At 68.1% G+C, this 17364-nt stretch carries 19 protein-coding genes, 1 tRNA gene and 1 pseudogene; 9 read left to right on the top strand and 12 right to left on the bottom strand.

Going from position 1 to position 17364, the window contains the following annotated elements; all coding sequences use genetic code 11:
- From ACH4TL_RS16655 to ACH4TL_RS16645, 3 genes are all read right to left on the bottom strand, one after another.
- Window positions 1-498, bottom strand: a complete 498-nt coding sequence (locus ACH4TL_RS16655) for a phosphoribosyltransferase (protein ID WP_398314626.1) — start codon at window positions 496-498, stop codon at window positions 1-3.
- A 6-nt stretch (window positions 499-504) separates the two neighbouring features.
- The gene (dcd, locus tag ACH4TL_RS16650; RefSeq protein ID WP_398314625.1) at window positions 505-1080 is read right to left on the bottom strand and encodes a dCTP deaminase; all 576 of its coding nucleotides are present in this window, start codon (window positions 1078-1080) and stop codon (window positions 505-507) included.
- Window positions 1081-1186: 106 nt separating this feature from the next.
- Window positions 1187-1351 (bottom strand): hypothetical protein, encoded by a 165-nt coding sequence (locus tag ACH4TL_RS16645; RefSeq protein WP_398314624.1) that lies wholly within the window; start codon window positions 1349-1351, stop codon window positions 1187-1189.
- Between the two features lie 253 nt (window positions 1352-1604).
- Here ACH4TL_RS16645 and ACH4TL_RS16640 point away from each other — a divergent pair.
- Together ACH4TL_RS16640 and ACH4TL_RS16635 are read left to right on the top strand one after the other, a co-directional pair.
- Window positions 1605-1678, top strand: a tRNA-Gly gene (locus ACH4TL_RS16640).
- A gap of 325 nt (window positions 1679-2003) precedes the next feature.
- Entirely contained in the window at window positions 2004-2759 is a 756-nt protein-coding gene (locus ACH4TL_RS16635) for a hypothetical protein (protein ID WP_398314623.1), read from the top strand.
- 207 nt (window positions 2760-2966) lie between these two features.
- Here the strand turns inward: ACH4TL_RS16635 and ACH4TL_RS16630 are convergent, their stop codons facing one another.
- On the bottom strand, window positions 2967-4457 hold the full coding sequence (locus ACH4TL_RS16630; RefSeq protein WP_398314929.1) for a SulP family inorganic anion transporter: 1491 nt from the start codon (window positions 4455-4457) through the stop codon (window positions 2967-2969).
- A 427-nt stretch (window positions 4458-4884) separates the two neighbouring features.
- Between ACH4TL_RS16630 and ACH4TL_RS16625 the strand changes: the two genes are divergently transcribed.
- The gene (locus ACH4TL_RS16625; protein WP_398314622.1) at window positions 4885-5292 is read left to right on the top strand and encodes a MerR family transcriptional regulator; all 408 of its coding nucleotides are present in this window, start codon (window positions 4885-4887) and stop codon (window positions 5290-5292) included.
- Window positions 5293-5339: 47 nt separating this feature from the next.
- Here the strand turns inward: ACH4TL_RS16625 and ACH4TL_RS16620 are convergent, their stop codons facing one another.
- Complete coding sequence (locus ACH4TL_RS16620; RefSeq protein WP_398314621.1) at window positions 5340-5954, bottom strand: TetR/AcrR family transcriptional regulator; 615 nt, start codon at window positions 5952-5954, stop codon at window positions 5340-5342.
- Between the two features lie 167 nt (window positions 5955-6121).
- Between ACH4TL_RS16620 and ACH4TL_RS16615 the strand changes: the two genes are divergently transcribed.
- The 3 genes from ACH4TL_RS16615 to ACH4TL_RS16605 all read left to right on the top strand — a co-directional run bounded on the left by ACH4TL_RS16615 (window position 6122) and on the right by ACH4TL_RS16605 (window position 9313).
- On the top strand, window positions 6122-7468 hold the full coding sequence (locus tag ACH4TL_RS16615; RefSeq protein WP_398314620.1) for an MFS transporter: 1347 nt from the start codon (window positions 6122-6124) through the stop codon (window positions 7466-7468).
- Window positions 7469-7550: 82 nt separating this feature from the next.
- Window positions 7551-8078, top strand: coding sequence for a MarR family winged helix-turn-helix transcriptional regulator (locus ACH4TL_RS16610; protein ID WP_385448497.1), 528 nt, complete (start codon window positions 7551-7553; stop codon window positions 8076-8078).
- On the top strand, window positions 8075-9313 hold the full coding sequence (locus ACH4TL_RS16605; protein WP_398314619.1) for a multidrug effflux MFS transporter: 1239 nt from the start codon (window positions 8075-8077) through the stop codon (window positions 9311-9313). Before ACH4TL_RS16610 ends, ACH4TL_RS16605 begins: the two co-directional genes overlap by 4 nt.
- Before the next feature lie 55 nt (window positions 9314-9368).
- On the opposite strand, the gene ACH4TL_RS16600 is transcribed toward ACH4TL_RS16605, so the two are convergent.
- From ACH4TL_RS16600 to ACH4TL_RS16590, 3 genes and pseudogenes are all read right to left on the bottom strand, one after another.
- Window positions 9369-10520, bottom strand: coding sequence for a tyrosine-type recombinase/integrase (locus ACH4TL_RS16600; RefSeq protein WP_398314618.1), 1152 nt, complete (start codon window positions 10518-10520; stop codon window positions 9369-9371).
- Window positions 10520-10738, bottom strand: a complete 219-nt coding sequence (locus tag ACH4TL_RS16595) for a helix-turn-helix domain-containing protein (protein ID WP_037954151.1) — start codon at window positions 10736-10738, stop codon at window positions 10520-10522. The genes ACH4TL_RS16600 and ACH4TL_RS16595 overlap by 1 nt, the downstream gene beginning before the upstream one ends.
- Before the next feature lie 153 nt (window positions 10739-10891).
- A pseudogene (locus ACH4TL_RS16590) lies at window positions 10892-11290 on the bottom strand (transcriptional regulator); the annotation flags it as partial.
- Window positions 11291-11805: 515 nt separating this feature from the next.
- Between ACH4TL_RS16590 and ACH4TL_RS16585 the strand changes: the two are divergent.
- Window positions 11806-12780 (top strand): hypothetical protein, encoded by a 975-nt coding sequence (locus ACH4TL_RS16585; RefSeq protein WP_398314617.1) that lies wholly within the window; start codon window positions 11806-11808, stop codon window positions 12778-12780.
- Here the strand turns inward: ACH4TL_RS16585 and hemC are convergent.
- Together hemC and ACH4TL_RS16575 are read right to left on the bottom strand one after the other, a co-directional pair.
- A complete protein-coding gene (hemC, locus tag ACH4TL_RS16580) occupies window positions 12777-13712 on the bottom strand; it encodes a hydroxymethylbilane synthase (RefSeq protein ID WP_398314616.1) in 936 nt (311 codons plus the stop codon). The genes ACH4TL_RS16585 and hemC overlap by 4 nt on opposite strands.
- 195 nt (window positions 13713-13907) lie before the next feature.
- On the bottom strand, window positions 13908-14396 hold the full coding sequence (locus ACH4TL_RS16575; protein ID WP_398314615.1) for a DUF6653 family protein: 489 nt from the start codon (window positions 14394-14396) through the stop codon (window positions 13908-13910).
- 138 nt (window positions 14397-14534) lie between these two features.
- On the opposite strand from ACH4TL_RS16575, the gene ACH4TL_RS16570 reads away from it, so the two are divergent.
- The gene (locus ACH4TL_RS16570; RefSeq protein ID WP_398314614.1) at window positions 14535-15014 is read left to right on the top strand and encodes a GbsR/MarR family transcriptional regulator; all 480 of its coding nucleotides are present in this window, start codon (window positions 14535-14537) and stop codon (window positions 15012-15014) included.
- A gap of 27 nt (window positions 15015-15041) precedes the next feature.
- Here the strand turns inward: ACH4TL_RS16570 and ACH4TL_RS16565 are convergent, their stop codons facing one another.
- Together ACH4TL_RS16565 and ACH4TL_RS16560 are read right to left on the bottom strand one after the other, a co-directional pair.
- Window positions 15042-15836 carry an alpha/beta fold hydrolase gene (locus ACH4TL_RS16565; RefSeq protein WP_398314613.1) on the bottom strand — a complete coding sequence of 265 codons (795 nt, stop codon included), beginning with the start codon at window positions 15834-15836 and terminating at the stop codon, window positions 15042-15044.
- Window positions 15837-15973: 137 nt separating this feature from the next.
- A complete protein-coding gene (locus tag ACH4TL_RS16560) occupies window positions 15974-16504 on the bottom strand; it encodes a DUF1648 domain-containing protein (protein WP_398314927.1) in 531 nt (176 codons plus the stop codon).
- Between the two features lie 98 nt (window positions 16505-16602).
- Here ACH4TL_RS16560 and ACH4TL_RS16555 point away from each other — a divergent pair, with 98 nt between their 5' ends.
- Window positions 16603-17364 (top strand): class I SAM-dependent methyltransferase, encoded by a 762-nt coding sequence (locus ACH4TL_RS16555; RefSeq protein ID WP_398314612.1) that lies wholly within the window; start codon window positions 16603-16605, stop codon window positions 17362-17364.

Below are 17364 nucleotides of genomic sequence, written 5' to 3'. Positions count from 1 at the left end.
CTACGCGTCGAGAACCTGCCCGTCACGCCGCACGACGGGCGGCTCGACGCTCCAGGGGAAGTTGATCCACTGCTCGGTGCGCTTCCACACGTACTCGCACCGCACCAGCGACTGCGACTTCTCGTAGATCACGGCGCTGCGCACCTCCGCGACGGTCCCGAGGCAGAAGTCGCGGACCAGCTTCAGCGTCTTGCCGGTGTCGGCGACGTCGTCGGCGATCAGCACCTTCTTGTCGGAGAAGTCGATCGCGTTGGGGACGGGCGCGAGCATCACCGGCATGTCGAGCGTGGTGCCGACGCCCGTGTAGAACTCCACGTTCACCAGGTGGATGTTCTTGCAGTCCAGCGCGTACGCCAGCCCGCCCGCGACGAAGACGCCGCCGCGGGCTATGGACAGCACGATGTCCGGCTCGTACCCGTCGTCCGCGATGGCCTGCGCCAGCTCGCGGACGGCCTCGCCGAAGCGCCCGTACGAAAGATTCTCGCGCTCCTCAGCCACCGCTGATCACACCTTCGTCCGATGGAAGTTCTGGAACGAACGCGAAGGCGTGGGCCCGCGCTGCCCCTGGTAGCGCGAGCCGTACCGCGCCGAGCCGTACGGATGCTCGGCGGGCGAGGTCAGCCGGAACATGCACAGCTGCCCGATCTTCATCCCCGGCCACAGCTTTATCGGCAGCGTCGCCACGTTCGACAGCTCGAGCGTCACATGCCCCGAGAACCCCGGGTCGATGAAACCGGCCGTCGAGTGCGTCAGCAGCCCAAGCCGACCGAGGCTCGACTTCCCCTCCAGCCGCGAGGCGATGTCCACCGGAAGCGTGACCACCTCGTACGTGGAGGCGAGCACGAACTCCCCCGGATGCAGGATGAACGCCTCATCCCCCTCCGGCTCCACCAGCCGCGTCAGATCCGGCTGCTCGACCGCCGGGTCGATATGCGGATAGCGGTGGTTCTCGAACACCCGGAAGAACCGGTCCAACCTCACGTCGATGCTCGACGGCTGCACCATCGACGGGTCATACGGATCGATCCGCACCCGTCCGGCGTCGATCTCCGTCCGGATGTCCTTGTCTGAGAGAAGCACGGAACGAGGATACGCAAACCACCCCCACCGCATGGCGCGGGCCCGGTCCGATGGACCGGGCCCGCGCCCACGATCTTCGTTCGACTACCCCAACTACCCGCTGTTCCTACCGCTCCTCGCGCGCCACCGGCACCGACTGCCGGAGCCTGGCGCAACGCGGACACCGCAGCAGCCGCCCAGGACCGATGCGGTCGACCGTGAGGTGCCGCATCGGGAACGAAGCGGTGCTGAACACATGCCCTTCGGCACAACGGACGACGGTGCGCTCCATTGAGTCCCTTCCCCAAAAACGTGGACGACGCGGACGACAAAAGCCACATTAGGGGATCAACCGCACGCCGTTCCAAGCGGCACTCCGCACCCCCACGGTACGCCCCAACTCCCGCACCCCCACAGCACCTTCCCCCACTCCAGCCACCTGACATCACCCCCGAAAAGCGCGAAAACCCCACAGCGCATGCACTGGGGGTCAACCATGGGGTAAGGTGAGCGACGATGCGGCACCGAGAGATCGGGCCTCACGCGCGGGTGTAGTTTAATGGTAGAACATGAGCTTCCCAAGCTCAGAGCGCGAGTTCGATTCTCGTCACCCGCTCCATAACGAAGGCCCAGGTCACAGACCCGGGCCTTCTTTGTTGTCTAGACCTCTCGGAGGCCGCCGTGCCCTCCGCGTGCCCTAACTGGCGCGCAAAACACCGCCGAAGGGCACGGCGCGACCCTCCACAGGGTGACGCATGCATGCCAATCTCACAGAGTGAGATGCATTTTCTGTGACCTGCGCCACCCCCTGCCGCATCGGCGTGCTGTTGCGCCCGCAAAGCGCCAGTCGTTCCGCGCTCCGTGGTCAGGCGACCCGATGACGCAGCCCCTTACCCACCGAAACACCATCAACGATCACCCTGACAGGCCTAGCGTGACGGTCCATGACCGCTGCTGCACCGGCCGGAGCCGCTCTCCTGCCATCCCTCCATCGCCTGCAACTGCGCTTCAACTCCAGCGCCTCGCTCGTCGCGATGGACGCTGACGACGACCCCGCGACGCTTGAGTGGAGCTGCCGCGCCGTGCTGCCCCTGTGGAACGCCGACGACGAAGAAGAGGCGGCCGCCAACCAACGGCTTTTGGCTCAGGACGTGTCGCTGTCTCGCACCGCTCACGACGACAGTACGGAGTTGACCGTCTTCTCCATGTCCGGCCTCACACTGGACCTCTGGCGCATCGGCCGCATCTACGACTCGCTGGACTCACGCGACGCCGACTACGAGCATTTCGCCGGGCTCTTCGACTCGTCAGGGGACTTGGGTCTTCACCCGGATCTGGACGAGTGCTTGGTCACAGGCACACAGGTGGTCATCATCGACCGAGCCCGGATCGCGCCGGCGTGGCGCGGTCTCGGCGGAGTCGGGCGCCTGCTTATCGCTCGTATGCTCCGCTGGACATCCGTGCACGCCGCCCTCGTGGCAACTCACCCCTTCCCCATCGACATCCCCGTTGACGAACGCGACGACGAGGCCCGGGTGCTTCGGGGGAAGGCTGCAGTTCAGCGCACGTGGGAATCGTTGGGCTTCGAACCGTTTCGCGAGGACCTGTGGATCATGAAGCCACATCTACGAGACCACGAAGACGCAGTGCAACGGCTGGAGGCCACACTCACACCCCACCTCAGCCCCTTCAGAGTCTGAGGGCAATTGAACGAGGGGCCTGCGGCGGACAATCGGCTCTACCCCACTCGACACCGCGTCCACCAAGTGCGCGCCAAGGCCCTGCGCCTCTTACGCGGGCGACGAAGACACGTATCAGCAGTTGGACCGACAACTCACGGCGCACTCTTGAGACGGCAGAGGACCCCCGCTTGATGGCAAGGGGTCCTCTGCTCTGGTGGATGATCGTCAGTGGTTGGCTGTGAGCTCGCCGCTGAGTTTGCCGTGGAGGTGGGCGCTGGGGTCGTTCAGGCCGGTGATCTCGACGGTCTTGCCACGCTGGGCGTACTTGGTCTCGATGGCGTCGAGGGCGGCGACGGAGGAAGCGTCCCAGATGTGGGCGGCGGACAGGTCGATGACGACCTTCTTCGGGTCGGTGGCGTAGTCGAACTGTCCGACGAGGTCGTTGGAGGAGGCGAAGAACAGCTCGCCGGTGACCCGGTACACCACCGCGGTGTGGTCGGGGTCGGTGACGGCGGTGACCTCGGCGAGGTGGGCGACGCGCTTGGCGAAGACGACGATGGCGGTGATCGAGCCGACGACGACGCCGATGGCCAGGTTGTGGGTGGCGACGACGACCGCGACGGTGATCGCCATGACGGCGATCTCCCCGCCGGGCATCCGCTTGAGGGTCTTGGGGGCGATGGAATGCCAGTCGAAGGTGGTGAACGACACCATGACCATGACGGCGACCAGAGCTGCCATGGGGATGTCGGAGACGACGGGTCCGAAGACGATGCACAGCACCATCAGGAAGGAGCCCGCCAGGAACGTCGACAGGCGGGTGCGGGCGCCGGAGACCTTCACGTTGATCATCGTCTGGCCGATCATGGCGCAGCCGCCCATGCCGCCGAGGAAGCCGGTGACGATGTTGGCGATGCCCTGGCCGATGGACTCGCGGGTCTTGTTGGAGTGGGTGTCGGTGATGTCGTCGACCAGCTTGGCCGTCATCAGCGACTCCATCAGACCGACCAGCGCCATCGCGAAGGCGTAGGGCGCGATGGTGGTCAGCGTGTCCAGGGTGAACGGCACGTCGGGCAGGCCGGGCACTGGCAGAGAGGAGGGCAGGTCTCCCTTGTCTCCGACGGTGGGGACCGCGATCGCGGCGGCCACTGTGATGACGGTGAGGATCACGATCGACACCAGCGGGGCCGGGATCACCGTGGTGACCTTCGGGAAGAACACCATCAGTACCAGCCCGGCCGCGATCAGCGGGTAGACGGCCCAGGGCACATCCGTCATCTCCGGCACCTGGGCCATGAAGATCAGGATGGCGAGAGAGTTGACGAAGCCGACCATCACCGAGCGGGGCACGAACCGCATCAGCTTCGCCACCCCCAGCGCACCCAGCGCGATCTGGAAGACACCGGCGAGGATCACCGTGGCGACCAGGTAGCCCAGGCCGTGTTCACGGTTCATCGGCGCGATCACGAGAGCTACGGCGCCGGTCGCGGCGGAGATCATCGCCCGGCGCCCGCCGACCAGCGAGATGGTGACGGCCATGGTGAAGGAGGCGAACAGACCGATGGCCGGGTCGACCCCTGCGATGATCGAGAACGAGATCGCCTCGGGGATCAGCGCGAGCGCGACCACCAGGCCGCCCAGGACCTCGGTACGCCAGACCTTCGGATCGGTCAGCCAATCGGGCTTCAGACCACGCAGGCGCGCGGCGGGGGACACAGTGGAACCAGACAAGGGGTAAGAACCTCGTGCTCGGGCACGCCCCTTTTTCAGCAAGGCTGGGCGTGCGGGGAACGGTGCGGAGAGCCGGGCCGGCCTCCGCGCACGACCGCGTGCAGGCGCGGGCCGGAAGTCGGAGAGGGGAGCGGGGCCGTGGCGCGATGGTGCGGCGGGGCTCACGTCCAGCGGCGGGGCGTCATCACGGCGGGCAGGGCGCGGCGGCGGGCGTCATGGGCTCGCACACGCGGTTCTCCTGCAAGAATCCGATCTCCGCCGGGGGCGCCATCGGCCCCGGCACGGCAACAGCGGGGCAGCCAGGGGCCGCCCGCGCCGCCAGTAACTCTACCCTAACGTTAGGGTAGAGATTGGGAGGGGGTCGCGACCGGATGCGGCCCGCGGAGTTGAGAAGGGCCAGAGGATCACAGGCGTGGACGGCAAGCACATGCAGATCGGTGAGGTCGCCGCGCGGACGGAGTTGTCCCTGCGCACCATCCGGCACTACGAGGAGACCGGTCTCGTGGTTCCCTCCGCCCGCTCCCAGGGCGGCTTCCGCCTCTACACCGAGGCCGACGTCGCCCGCCTGATGGTCATCCGGCGCATGAAGCCGCTCGGCTTCACCCTGGATCAGATGCGCGACCTGCTGGAGGCCACCGACCGCCTCGACTCCGGTGCGCAGTTGCCGCCCGGTGAGCGGGAGGATCTGCTGGAGCGGGTGAACGGTTTCCACGAGGCCGCGCAGCAGCGGGTGGCTGACCTGCGGACCCAGCTGTCGCGGGCGGAGGACTTCGCCGCCACACTGAGCGAGCGCCTCACCTCGGCACAGCATTCCCGGTGATGAGGCTTCAACGCGTTGCCAAGGCGCGGTGGCATCCACCCTCGGTCTCACCTCTCGGCGGGTAGGCCGAACAGCCCGGCGAGGTGATGGCGCAGCACGGCTTCCGCCGCCTCCGGGGCGCGTTGGCCGACCAGCACGCTGGTGCCCAGACCATGGCTCATGACCAGCAGACGCGCTGCCTCGACAGATACGTCCAAATCGGCGGCCAACTCGCCGTCACGCTGGGCTTGCCGCAGGACGTCCGTGAGTTGCCGCTCCAGGCGGTTGGGACCTTCGATGAACGGCTGCGCGGCCAGGTCCGGATCGGTCATCGCCAGTACCGCGTACGAGGTCCACACCAGGTGGAAGGCACGGCTGGGTTCGTCAGTGGGCAGGGCCTCGGCGCAGAAGGCCGCGATGAAGGCGTGCGCGGTCGTCGGCTGCGGCAGGTCGGCCAGCCGGGCCGACCATCGTTCGTGACTCTGCTGTTCCAGCCGTTCCAGTGCCGCGTGCATCAGCTTCGCCTTGGAGTCGAAGTAGTACTGCACCAGGTTCAGCGACATACCCGCCTCCGCCGCGACGGCCCGCATCGTCACCGCATGCAGCCCCTCGGCCGCGGCCACCCGGACCAGCGCATCGGTGATCTGCGCGCGGCGCTCGGCGTGATCGACCCGCTTCGGCACCCCGCCCTCCTTCCTGTCTCCGCCCCAGATTTTCATAGTACCGCTGTACGATAAAAAATCGCGACGGCGGTGACGACGGGAGGGTCATGGGATTCCGTGCGACACATGGAGGCAGTGGCACACCGGACACCGCGCCCCAACCAGCTACGGGCCACGGGAACTCAGCGGTGCTGTGGCTCGCGTGCGCGGCCCAGTTCATGGTGGTGCTGGACGTCTCGGTGGTGAACGTAGCGCTGCCCTCGATCCAGGACGCCCTGGGGTTCGACGCGGTGGGGTTGCAGTGGGTCGTCGGCGGCTACGCGCTGGTCTTCGCCGGATTCCTGCTGCTCGGCGGGCGCCTGGCGGACCTATACGGCCGCCGCCGGGTCTTCCTGTGGGGGCTGGCACTGTTCGCCACCTCCAGCCTGGTGGGCGGAGTGGCCACCACACCAGGGCTGTTGATCGCGATGCGGGCCGTGCAAGGGCTGGGTGCCGCGGTGCTGGCTCCGGCCACGCTGACAATCCTGACCACTACCTTCGCCGAAGGGCCGTACCGCACCCGGGCGCTGGCCACCTGGACCGCGGTCAGCTCCGCCGGAGGAGCCGCGGGCAATCTGATCGGCGGCGTCCTGACCGACACCCTCACCTGGCGGTCGATCCTGCTGATCAACGTCCCCATCGGCGCGGTGGCCCTGTTCGCCGCAGCGCGGTTGCTGCCCGCCGACCGCGCCCGCGGCGAGGCCGGGAAGCTCGACCTGCCGGGGGCGGTGCTGGCGACGCTCGGCGTGGGCGCGCTCGTCCACGGCGTCACCCAGGCCGGCATGCACGGCTGGGATGCGCCGACAGCCCTGATCGGCCTCGCCGTCGGCGTTGCCGCACTGGCCGCGTTCGTGGCGGTCGAAGACCGTTACGCGACAGCTCCGTTGCTACCGCCGCGCCTGGTGCAGATGCGCCCCGTCTGGGCGGGCAACGCGGTGATGCTGCTGGCCGGAGCCTGCTTCATCCCCATGTGGTACTTCCTGTCGCTCTACATGCAGGACGAGCAGTACTACGGCGCGCTGACCACGGGGGCGGGATTCCTGCCACACACCTTGGTCGGCATCGCCGCCGCCCGCCTGGCCCCCGCCGTCATGCGGCGCATCGGCGCTCGGACGCTGATCGTGGGCAGCGCGCTGCTGTCCGCGGCCGGGTTCCTGTGGCAAAGCCGGATCGAAACGGGCAGCGGCTACCTGGACGGCATGCTCGGGCCCGCGGTCATCATGTCCGCCGGGATGGGCCTGCTGATCACCCCCATCACCACCATCGTCACCTCCGGCATCCCCGCGCAGGACGCCGGGGCGGCCTCGGGGCTGATGAACGCGACCCGACAGATCGGCGGCGCCCTCGGCCTGGCCACCCTGGTCACCCTCGCCTCAACCACTGCCGATACGACCGCCTCCTACCGGGCAGTGTTCCTGGCCATCACGGCCATGTGCGCGGGCGTCGCCGCACTGGCATTAACGCTGCCCGCCCCACACGACCAAGACGAGCGGTGACCCGAAAACAAGCTAACGCTTCACAAACAGGCGCCCTTCCAAGGGTTGATGTTCTTGAATACCAAGGCTTAGCTTTCTATTTGTGGATAGTGACGCAGGCAGTCAAGCGAACACAGATCTCCTGCTGGCCGAGTCGTTGAGGTGGGGGGTCTCCCGACTGGCGTCCCGGCTCCGCGCCGAGCAGCCGGGAAGCAGCCGGACGCTGACACGGCTGGCGGCTTCGGTGCTGGCCAACCTTCGGCACAGCGGCGCGTTGACGCCCTCCGAACTGGCCGCCATCGAAGGTATGCAGGTGCAGTCCCTGACCCGAGTGCTCAACGAGTTGGAGGAGCAGGGTCGTATCCACCGCTCGCGCAGCGAGGTGGATGCGCGCCGCCAGAACATCGCGATCACGGATGCGGGGCGGGAAGCGCTGAAAGAGCACGTCCGAGACGGCAATAGATGGCTGGCGGAGGCGCTGAGGCAGACGCTGTCGCCTGCCGAGCGCGGCGTGTTGCAGATCGCCGCCGGACTGCTGGAGCAGGTGGCCGCGGCCGAAGTCGCCACTGAACCGCGTGACAGGCTGGCGCACGCATCCGCGGACGCGGAGGGGGCGGCTCCCCCGCTATGACCGTTCACCGCACCGAGAACGCGGCCCGACCTCGTCACACTCCTGGCGTCGCGGCCCCACAACGGGCACGGCTGCTCCTGGTATTGGCCGGGCTGAGTGCGGCCAGTCCGCTGGCGACCGACATGTACGTTCCCGGGCTTCCGGACCTGGCCCGTTCACTGGGGGCCGACGCCTCGGGCGCGCAGATGTCCCTGACCGGCTTCCTGGCGGGCATCATCGCCGGACAGCTCGTCCTGGGACCGCTCAGTGACGCGGTAGGGCGCCGCCCGGTCCTCGTCTCGGGGACCGCGCTGTTCACCCTCTTCTCCGTCGTGTGCGCCGTGGCCCCGACCTTGGCCGTACTGAACGCGGCGCGGGTCGGGCAGGGCTTCTCGGGAGCGGCCGGGATCGTCATCGCCCGCGCGGTCGTCGCCGACCTGTTCGACGACGGTGAACTCGCCACAGTCTTCTCCCGGTTAGGAGCGATCAGCGCCACGGCCCCGGTCCTGGCCCCGCTGGCCGGGGGAGCCATCCTGCTGATGGTGTCCTGGCGTTACGTCTTCGCGGCGCTCGCCCTCATCGGCCTGCTCCTCGTCCTGGGCGTACTGCGCTGGGTCCCGGAATCCCATCCGCCACACGCGCGCCTGACCGGAGGACTGGCCGCCAGCCTTCGCACCATCGGACAGGTCGCCGCCCAGCGAACCGTCATCGCCCCGGTACTGACTCTGGCCTTCGGCGGGGCATCGGTCTTCGCCTACATCGCCGGGACCACCTTCGTCTTCCAGGACATCTACCACCTCGCGCCGGCCCTCGCCAGCCTCGTCTACGGCGTCAACGCCATCGGCAACATGGCCGGCAGCCTGGCCTGCGGGCGGTTGGCCAAACGCTGGTCCGCCGAAACCCTCCTCATCGCCAGCGCCGTGCTGGCGATGGCAGGCCCAGCAGCCCTGCTGCTCGTCCAGGTGACCGTCGGCAGCACCATGCCCGTGACGTGGTTGTGTCTCCTGCTCTCCCTCACCGCGTTCGGGGTCTTCTTCCCCACCGTGGTCACCATCGCCCAACGCCGCGGGCGCACAGCGCCCGGAGCCACTTCCGCCCTCCTGGGCGGCGGCCAGTTCCTCTTCGGGGCGGCCGCCTCCCCGCTGGTCGGGCTGTTCGGCACCCACAGCCCCGCACCGATGGCAGCAGTGATGACCGTCTGCCTCGCCCTGGCCACCCTCGCGGCCACTGCCACCCGGCTGACGCACCAGCCCTGAGCGAAGGGCAGGCGAGCTGGGGCGCATCGACTCGCCCCAGCCCCGCACTTAGCCGTCAGGCTTCCCGCGCCTGCGGTGGCCGGGACAACGCCCTGTCGCGCGCCGCGCGCACCCTCGCGTCGATGCCCTCCGCGACCTCCTGCTGCCGCTCGTCGTCGGAGTGCTGGTAGATCAGCGCGGCCTTCTCCGACGACTGCCCCGCCCGGACCATCGTGTCCTTGAGCGTTGCCCCGGACTGGGTGGAGAGGGTGTGGCCGGTGTGGCGGAGGTCGTAGAAGCGGAAGTCCTCCGGCAGCCCAACCTTGGCACGGGCCCTGCGCCACTTGCGGCCGAAGGAGGAGCGCCGGAACGGGGCGCCCTTCTCGCCGACGAACAGCAGGCCGTTGAACTCCTTCTCGGCGAACCAGTCGAGGTGGCGCTTCACCTCGATGGAGAGGAAGCCGGGCAGGTAGATGGTGCGCACACCAGCGTCCGACTTCGTGTCGCCCTCGACCCGGCGGCCGGTGGTCAGCTCAGGTGCCGCTTCCCGTACCCGCGCGGCGAGAGGGTCGAGCGTGACGTCGGGCCGCCGGAGGGCCGCCTGCTCCTCCGGGCGCATGGGGCCGTAGGCGCCGAAGTACACCATCAGCCGCCATCGCGGCCCCACGGCGTCGGCGAGCGCGTCGACCTGCTCGACGGTTGCGGTCGGCCGTTCCTTGGCCTTCTCGGTACCGGCGCCCCTGATCCGGCAGGGGTTGCGGCGGATCAGCTCGTCGTCGGCCGCGGTCTCCATGATGGCCTTGAGTAGCCGGTAGGACTTGGCGACCGTCGTCGCACCCGTCACCGTGAGCCGCTCGGCTCGCCAGCTCCGGACACCAGGCGGCGTGATCTCGTCCAGGTCCATGTCCCCGAAGGCGGGCAGGACGTGCAGCCGCAGGAGCCTGCGGTACAGCTCATCCGTGGTGTCGGAGAGGCCGCGCTCCTCCACCCACGTCAGCGCGTACGCCTCGAAGTTCACGGCCCCGACATCCGGATCGACCCAGAGATTGCGCTCGATGTCGGCCTGGGTCAGCGTGAGCCAGGTCTGCGCGTCGGTCTTGGAGGCGAAAGTCTCCGGCGCCTTCCGCCGGGCCCCGTCCGGCGCCCAGTACCGGGCCTGCCATCGGCCCGAGGGCAGTTGGCGCACCGTGCCGAATTCGCGCCGTCGCTGCGGCTTGCGTCCCGCCATCAGGCCACCCTCCGGTAGCGCGAGCGCATGTCGCGGCGGGATGCGACGGTGTGGGCCTCGATGTACTCGGCCAGAACGCTCTCGGGGATGCGGACGGGCTTGCCCATCTTGACGTAGCGGATACGCCGCTCGGCGATGAGCCGCCGCACGAAGCGCACGCCGGTGCCGAGCCGCTCGGCCGTCTCTTCCACGGTGAGCAGGCGGTCAGATGTGTTCACCTCCGTTCCGGTGCGCCCGGTCTGCTGGGAGGCATGGGGTATTGCGTGTCGGCGCAAGGGGAGTGAGTCCTCTCATGGCAGGCGTGGGTGCGGCAACACCGGCCTGCCGGTTCGGTCGATCGTGAGGGATGGCGGTTGCGAGGGGAGCCGGGGCTAGGACTGAGGAGCGGAGTCGTCCTGCTCGGCCTCGTGTTCGTGGACCGGGGGCCCGTAGGTCTCCATCAGGTGGCTGGCGCTGGCCTGGGCGATGGCGTTGGACACCATGACTTCCGCTTCCTCGCGGATGTCGGGGTGCTCGGCGAGGTAGGCGTCCAGGGCATCACGTGCGCGCGCGTGCTCGGCGTTGGCGCGCTGGCTCTCGCGGAAGGTGTCGGCCACGGCATCGATCAGTTCCATGGCGCGTGCCTTGGCGGCGAGTTGCGGGGGCCCGACGAAGTTGCGCAGTTCGAGGCCGAAGACCTCCGCGAATCCGATGGCCTCGTCGAGGTTGATGCGGCGCTTGCGGTTCTCGATGCGCCAGACCGCGGACGGGTTCATCTCGAAGCCGGCCTCCGGTGAGCAACGAGCTGCCTGACGTACCAGCGCTCTTCCGCACCTGGTGCGACGACGAGGTGCAGCAGGAAGCCGCGCTCCCTCAACTTGCCACAGGCAGGCCCTTCAGGCTCACTGCCGCCGACCACACCGGGCACTACTCGCTGACCGTCTGGCCCGTAACGCTCCCGGCTCCGCAGGAGGACACGCTCGGTGCCACGGCAGCGAACCCCATATGCCCCCGCTCCGGCCGCCGACGCCACCGGAAGCCTCGCCATGCGGCGAGGAAGGCACGTTGGTGGCCGGGGCGGGTCACGGGTCCCGTCTCCGCTGTGTGAACTGGAGGCTCCCCCGACCTCGCAAGGGCAGGTCGACAGCGCGAGGCGGGACCCGCACGAAATCACCCCTAGGAGAGGCGCGTTGGCAGGCCCCCTGGATGACAGCGACGAGGTGTTCGACCTGGTCGGCGCCATCACCACCAGCGCCAGCACCAGCGATGACCAGCGCGTCCGCGCGCCCAACGAAACGAGGGACAGATGACCGTTACTGCGACGCCACCAGCACGAAGTCGCAGCACTACGAACCCGCTTCGAAGCCGTCCGGCCGTCCGCCGCTTCCTGGAAGGCCCGGCACTCACCCCCTCGGACCTGTCCATGGTGCTGCTCGTCACCGAGCAGCAGGCCGACCGCCCCATGCCGACCGTCACGGTCCCGCAGATCCCCGCAGCGATGCGCGAGGCGCGATTACACGGCATCCGATCGGTCAAGATCTTCGCCGAATCCACCCGACGCGACGCCACAGGCAAGATCTCGCTCGTACCCGACGCGCTCATGGCCCGGGCCGTCCGCACCGCGAAGGACGCGGAACCGGACCTCGCGGTCATGACAGAGACGTGTCTCTGCTCGTACACCGACTCCGGACTCTGCTACGTCACCGACGTACACGGCCGCCCGGACATCCCCGCCACCATCGACGTCACCGCCCGGCAAGCCGTCGCACACGCGGCGGCAGGAGCCGACATCGTAGGCCCGGCCTCCATGGTGCTCGGCACTACGCAAGGCGCCCGCACCGCGCTGAACGACGAAGGCTTCAGCAGCGTTTCCGTCATGCCACACGTGATCTTCTGGAGCAGCCTCTACGACGGCTTCCGCCGCACCATGGGCGCCACACCCAAGGCAGGCATCGACCGGGAGTTCCAGATCAACCCCGGCAAGCCCGAGCAGTTCATCGACGCGGCACTCCAGCTCGTCCAGGACGGTGCCGACATGCTCCTGCTGGAGCCCGCCATGTTCACCGCCGACGTGCTGACCCGCCTGAAGCAGCACACCCGGGCACCGCTCTTCCCGTTCTCGGTGTCCGGCGAGTACACCGCGCTCTCGTCCCTCGACCCCAAGACCGGCAAACGAGACGTGCGCAGGCTCATCGAACTCTTCACCATGCTCAAGCGAGCCGGAGCCGACGCCAGCGTGACGTACGCGGCGCTGGACATCGCCCGGCAGCTCAGCGGCTAAACCGCAGTCTCGGCCCGTATCTCGCCGAGGATAGAACGCGCGCCCTGGCCGATCAGCTCTCCGGCCAGGGCCTCCCCGAGCTTTTCCGGCTCGCCGAACGGTCCGGAAAGCGAGCCGGAAACCTGCCGTGTCCCGTCGAGCGACGTCACCTGCGCATAAAGCGAAAGAGATCCATCCGTGCGGACCTCCGCATATGCTCCCACAGGCACACTGCATCCACCGTGCAATTCGGCAAGCAATGCGCGCTCGGCCCGCACCTGGGCGTAAACCACGAGATCCCCCGACGTGGACAGGATCTCTTGAATCGCTGCGTTGCCCTCGCGCACCTGAACCCCCAGGGCCCCTTGCCCGGGCGACGGCGGAAAGAGATCGATTGGCAGAATCTCTCCGATAGCGTCATCCAACCCGAGACGACGAAGTCCCGCGACCGCCAGAACCACAGCGTCAAGCCCCATGGTCTCGATCTTCTTCAGTCGCGGCGGGACATTACCCCGAATCGGCACGACCTCAATATCCGGCCGCACCGCCAGCAGCTGGGCGATACGCCGCGGAGCGCCCGTACCTACCCGCGCACCCTTGCGCAGCCCGACGAGCGTGGACCCACACAACGCGTCACGGGCATCTTCCCGTCGCGGCGGGGGCATCAGAATGAGGCCCGTCGGATTCGCCGTAGGAAGGTCCTTCAGAGAGTGGATGACCACATCCACGTCTCCGCGAGCCAACGCGGCTTCCTGCTTCGTACTGAATGCGCTGCCACCGCTAACAGCAGAGACATCCGAGAGCAGCGACTTCCGGTCCCTGTCGCCGCCTTCGAGGATCACTCGGTGGGTGAAGGTAACCTCAGGGAAACGCTCGCGCAGGGGAGCAAGATATTCACGTACCTGCACCTTGGCCAGATTACTTGCACGCGAGCCTACGAAGTACGTATCCACGACGATCAACTCCCGACAAGCGATAGACCGTCAAGTCATCGTACTCGCTGAGAGCACACCATTATGCCGACCCATTGTCGGGACCATCGACGCTGACTTCTTTCCTGAAACTTCCCGACGCTGGCCACCGAAGCCAACGAAACCGAGTTCTACAACGCCGCCACACCCCGGCCTCCCGCTCTTTCCGCTGTTGCTTCACATCGCGTCATCCGGGGACTGCTCACGCAGGTGCTGCTGGAACAGCAGGCCGTAGCGATCGATCCGCCACAGCTGGGCGAACACGACCATGACGGTGCCCAAGGTGAGCGGCCACATGTTCAAGGCCACCAGCCCCCAGGCGATCAACGCGAAGCCGACGAGGCCAGATGCGATCAGCCAGTTGAGGGTCGTCTGGTGCTCGGCGGGAACCTTGCCGTCGACGTGCAGCCGCTCACCGTAGATGCCCCTGGCGGCCCAGCCGGTGGGCTCCACCGGCTCGAACAGCCGCACGTTGAGCCAGAGCCAGACAACGACCGCGACGACAGCGGTCAGGCACCACCAGCCGAGCCATTGCCGACTCCACACAGCCAGCTCGAAGGCCGGGATGGCGGCGAAACGCGTCCACACGCTCCACGGGTTGGCGTGCCTCTTCCAGGTCTCGTCGGACATCCCGTGGACGGCGGCTGCGGCATTCTTACCGGTCACGTGTGAGTCCTTTCCGCTCGGCGCTTTCGGCGTCTTCGGGACGCGACCCTCGGACCGCGCTCGTGGCCGCGACTATATGAAACTTTCAGAGAACTTTGAACACTCTGAGCATGAGGAGGTGCCGGTTAAGGTGTTGGCATGGGCGACAACGAGCAGCTGCGGGACATCGCGGAGAAGCTGGCGCTGATCCTCGCGCAGGGCGGGATGCAGAAGACCACCGCGCGGGTGATGACCTCCCTGCTGTTCAGTCGGCAGGAGACGATGACCGCCGCCGACCTGTGCGAGGAGTTGCAGGTCAGCTCCGGATCGGTGTCCGGCGCGGTGAAGCAGCTCACCCAGAGCGGCCTGTTGGAGCGGGTCCCGGCGCCAGGCAGCCGTCGGGACCATTACCGCTTCCCGGACGGCGCCTGGGCGCGGCTGATGTCGCAGCAGAACCAGCTGCTGGCCACCATGGGCGAAGTCGCCGAGCAGGGCCTCGCAGCGGCCGGTGACCCGGCCACCCCGGCCGGGCGGCGGCTGGCGGAGATGCGGGACTTCTACGCGTTCATGCTGCGCGAACTGCCCCCGCTGATCGACCGGTGGCGTACGGACTTCACAGCGCGTCGATCGGCCGGGTGAGTACCCACTGGGGCCGTGAACGCCCACTCACAGTCCGAAGTTCGTGTCCCCGCTCATCAACGCTGCCACCATCGTCACGATCGTCTCCGGGTGTTCTTCCACCACGAGGTGCCCCGCACCGGGCACGGATTTCACCACGACGCCGAGGTGGCGGGAAGCGGGCGGAGCCAGCCGGGACGGCGGCAGGAAAACATCATGCTCGCCGGTGGCCACCACGTTGGTAACCCGCTGGGCTCGGGCCAGTACCCGAGCGGAGAGGGGCGCGGGCGCCAGGCTGGAGCGGCAGGACCGGGCCAGGAGAGTCATCCAGCTGACGAGTTCGGCCGACGGTTGCCGGCCTGCACCATGCATCTGCCGCAGTAGCGCCGCGCTGCGGGCTTCAGTGGGGCGCGCGAGCCAGGGCAGGCTGGCCGCCAGGACCCGACCGGTGACCTTGAGCCGGGTCAGGCCGGCAGGAGAGACCACGACCCGCCCGATGAGCTGCGGGACGTCGCAGGCCATCGCGATGGCGCCACCAAGTGAATGGCCCACCAGGACAGTCGGCCCCGGGCTGATCTCGTCCAGCACCTCCTGGAGCCACTGCCCGTACCGGGGCAGCCGGTGCCGCCCGGGACGGTCGCCGGTGCTGAGTCCCGGCTGACCGGGAACATCGACGACGCAGATGGGCCAACGCGCCGCCAGCGCGGTCACCAGCGGCAGACTGGTGGCCGCGTTGAAGTTGGTACCGGGGACTACCACCACGCGGGGTGTGGACTGCTGCGGACCGGCGTCCTCTCCCGTGGTGGCGACATGGGTCCGGCCGACGCGGGTGGCCAACACCATGGTTCTGTGGGGTACCGGCCACTGTGAGAGCCGATCGGCACACCACCTCTCGACGTCCCGATGAGCAGCAGCACTTTTATAGATGGCCGTCACCCCAGCACTGTCTCAGACGACCGACACTCCCCAGCGGAACGGGCTCATCGCTTCCGGTCGCTCACGGCCGCAGCGACCGTCACCGCGGTGCCGACGAGGAGCGGCAGGGGCATCGCCACGAGGAGCCATGCGGGCACGTCCGGGTCCGGCGTGGAACGCCAGAGCATTCCGCAACCCGCGAGGAACGAGATACCGACGCAGGTATTGAGCAGCAACAGGGCTCGTGCGATCCGGCGTGCCGAGTCCCGGCTGCCGGGACTGTTGAGCAGGGACGATGTCGCCTGTGCGGCAGCGAATGGTTCGGCGGTGGCGTGCGACAACTCATCGCGCGGTGTCAGTCGCAGGGTCAGCTCCGCAGAGCCGGCCATCAGCACCGTCACTCCCGCATACACGAAGACCAGCACGAACGCGCTGCCGATCGACTTGTCCGTCCAGGCGTCCACTCCATCGACCCCGATGTGTTTCGGTATCCGCCCCGGTAGGTGTGGGTAGCGGAGCGCGCCCCACGTCGACAGCACGACGAGCAGGACGGCGTTGGGAAGCAACCACAGCCGGACAGACGAGGAAAAGAGCACCATAAGACCGATCATCTGATGGGGGCTTGAGGGTGGAAAGGGCGCCCAGCACGGTGACGGCCTGCGGGTGCTTGTGGCCTGAAGGCGATGATGGGGGGATGTCCGCCAGCCCACGTGCCCAGTCGTTCGATGGGGCCGCTGCCCAGTACGCGGCGAGTCGACCGTCCTATCCGGCCGCGCTCTTCGACCACGTCGAGGAATTCGTGGGCCATCGCCTGGCCGGTGCCCGGGTCGCCGATGTCGGAGCGGGCACCGGAATCGCCACCGCGCTGCTGCGGGAGCGGGGCGCCGATGTGATCGCTGTCGAGCCCGGCGAGGCCATGGCCGCCACGTTCCGCCAAGCGCTTCCGGACGTGCCGATCGTGAGAGGGGACGGCAACGCCCTGCCGCTTGCCGAGGCTTCCCGCGACCTCATCGCGTACGCACAGTCCTGGCAGTGGACCGATACCGCCCGTTCCGTCCCGGAAGCGTTGCGGGTCCTGCGTCCGGGCGGGGCGCTCGCGATCTGGTGGAACACCACGGCCTTCGACGTTCCGTGGATCCGCGAGCAGCACGAGCGCATCGCCCACCACTGCGGGGTGAAACCGAGATCCACGGTGCGCCCCACCGACAGTGACGCCATCCGGCTGGCGGGCCTGACGGGACTGCGGGTCGCTCGCTGCCAAGTGCGCTGGAACCGCACGGTCTTCCTGGACCTGCATCTCGCCAATATCGGCAGCCGTTCGGCGTTCCTCGTCCTTGATCGGGCCGACCGTCATGCCTTTTTCGCCGATGAGCGTGAGCGGCTGAGCCGGGCTTTCCCCGACGAGGCGGTGGAAGAGACCTACGTGGTTGATCTCCTGGTGGCGGCCCGCCCCTGA

The sequence above is a fragment of the Streptomyces sp. NPDC021115 genome, from assembly GCF_044333065.1.
GTDB lineage: Bacteria > Actinomycetota > Actinomycetes > Streptomycetales > Streptomycetaceae > Streptomyces.
The sequence above is the reverse complement of the archived record's forward strand: the minus strand, read 5'-3'. Positions and strand labels throughout refer to the sequence as shown.

Bases quoted from the DNA above. Each gene is read 5' to 3' on its own strand.
- ACH4TL_RS16565 (WP_398314613.1), bottom strand. From the start codon at position 15,836: ATGGTGTTGGCCACCCGCGTCGGCCGGACCCATGTCGCCACCACGGGA.
- ACH4TL_RS16585 (WP_398314617.1), top strand. From the start codon at position 11,806: ATGACCGTTACTGCGACGCCACCAGCACGAAGTCGCAGCACTACGAAC.
- ACH4TL_RS16570 (WP_398314614.1), top strand. From the start codon at position 14,535: ATGGGCGACAACGAGCAGCTGCGGGACATCGCGGAGAAGCTGGCGCTG.
- ACH4TL_RS16645 (WP_398314624.1), bottom strand. From the start codon at position 1,351: ATGGAGCGCACCGTCGTCCGTTGTGCCGAAGGGCATGTGTTCAGCACC.
- ACH4TL_RS16600 (WP_398314618.1), bottom strand. From the start codon at position 10,520: ATGGCGGGACGCAAGCCGCAGCGACGGCGCGAATTCGGCACGGTGCGC.
- ACH4TL_RS16605 (WP_398314619.1), top strand. From the start codon at position 8,075: ATGACCGTTCACCGCACCGAGAACGCGGCCCGACCTCGTCACACTCCT.
- ACH4TL_RS16635 (WP_398314623.1), top strand. From the start codon at position 2,004: ATGACCGCTGCTGCACCGGCCGGAGCCGCTCTCCTGCCATCCCTCCAT.
- ACH4TL_RS16555 (WP_398314612.1), top strand. From the start codon at position 16,603: ATGTCCGCCAGCCCACGTGCCCAGTCGTTCGATGGGGCCGCTGCCCAG.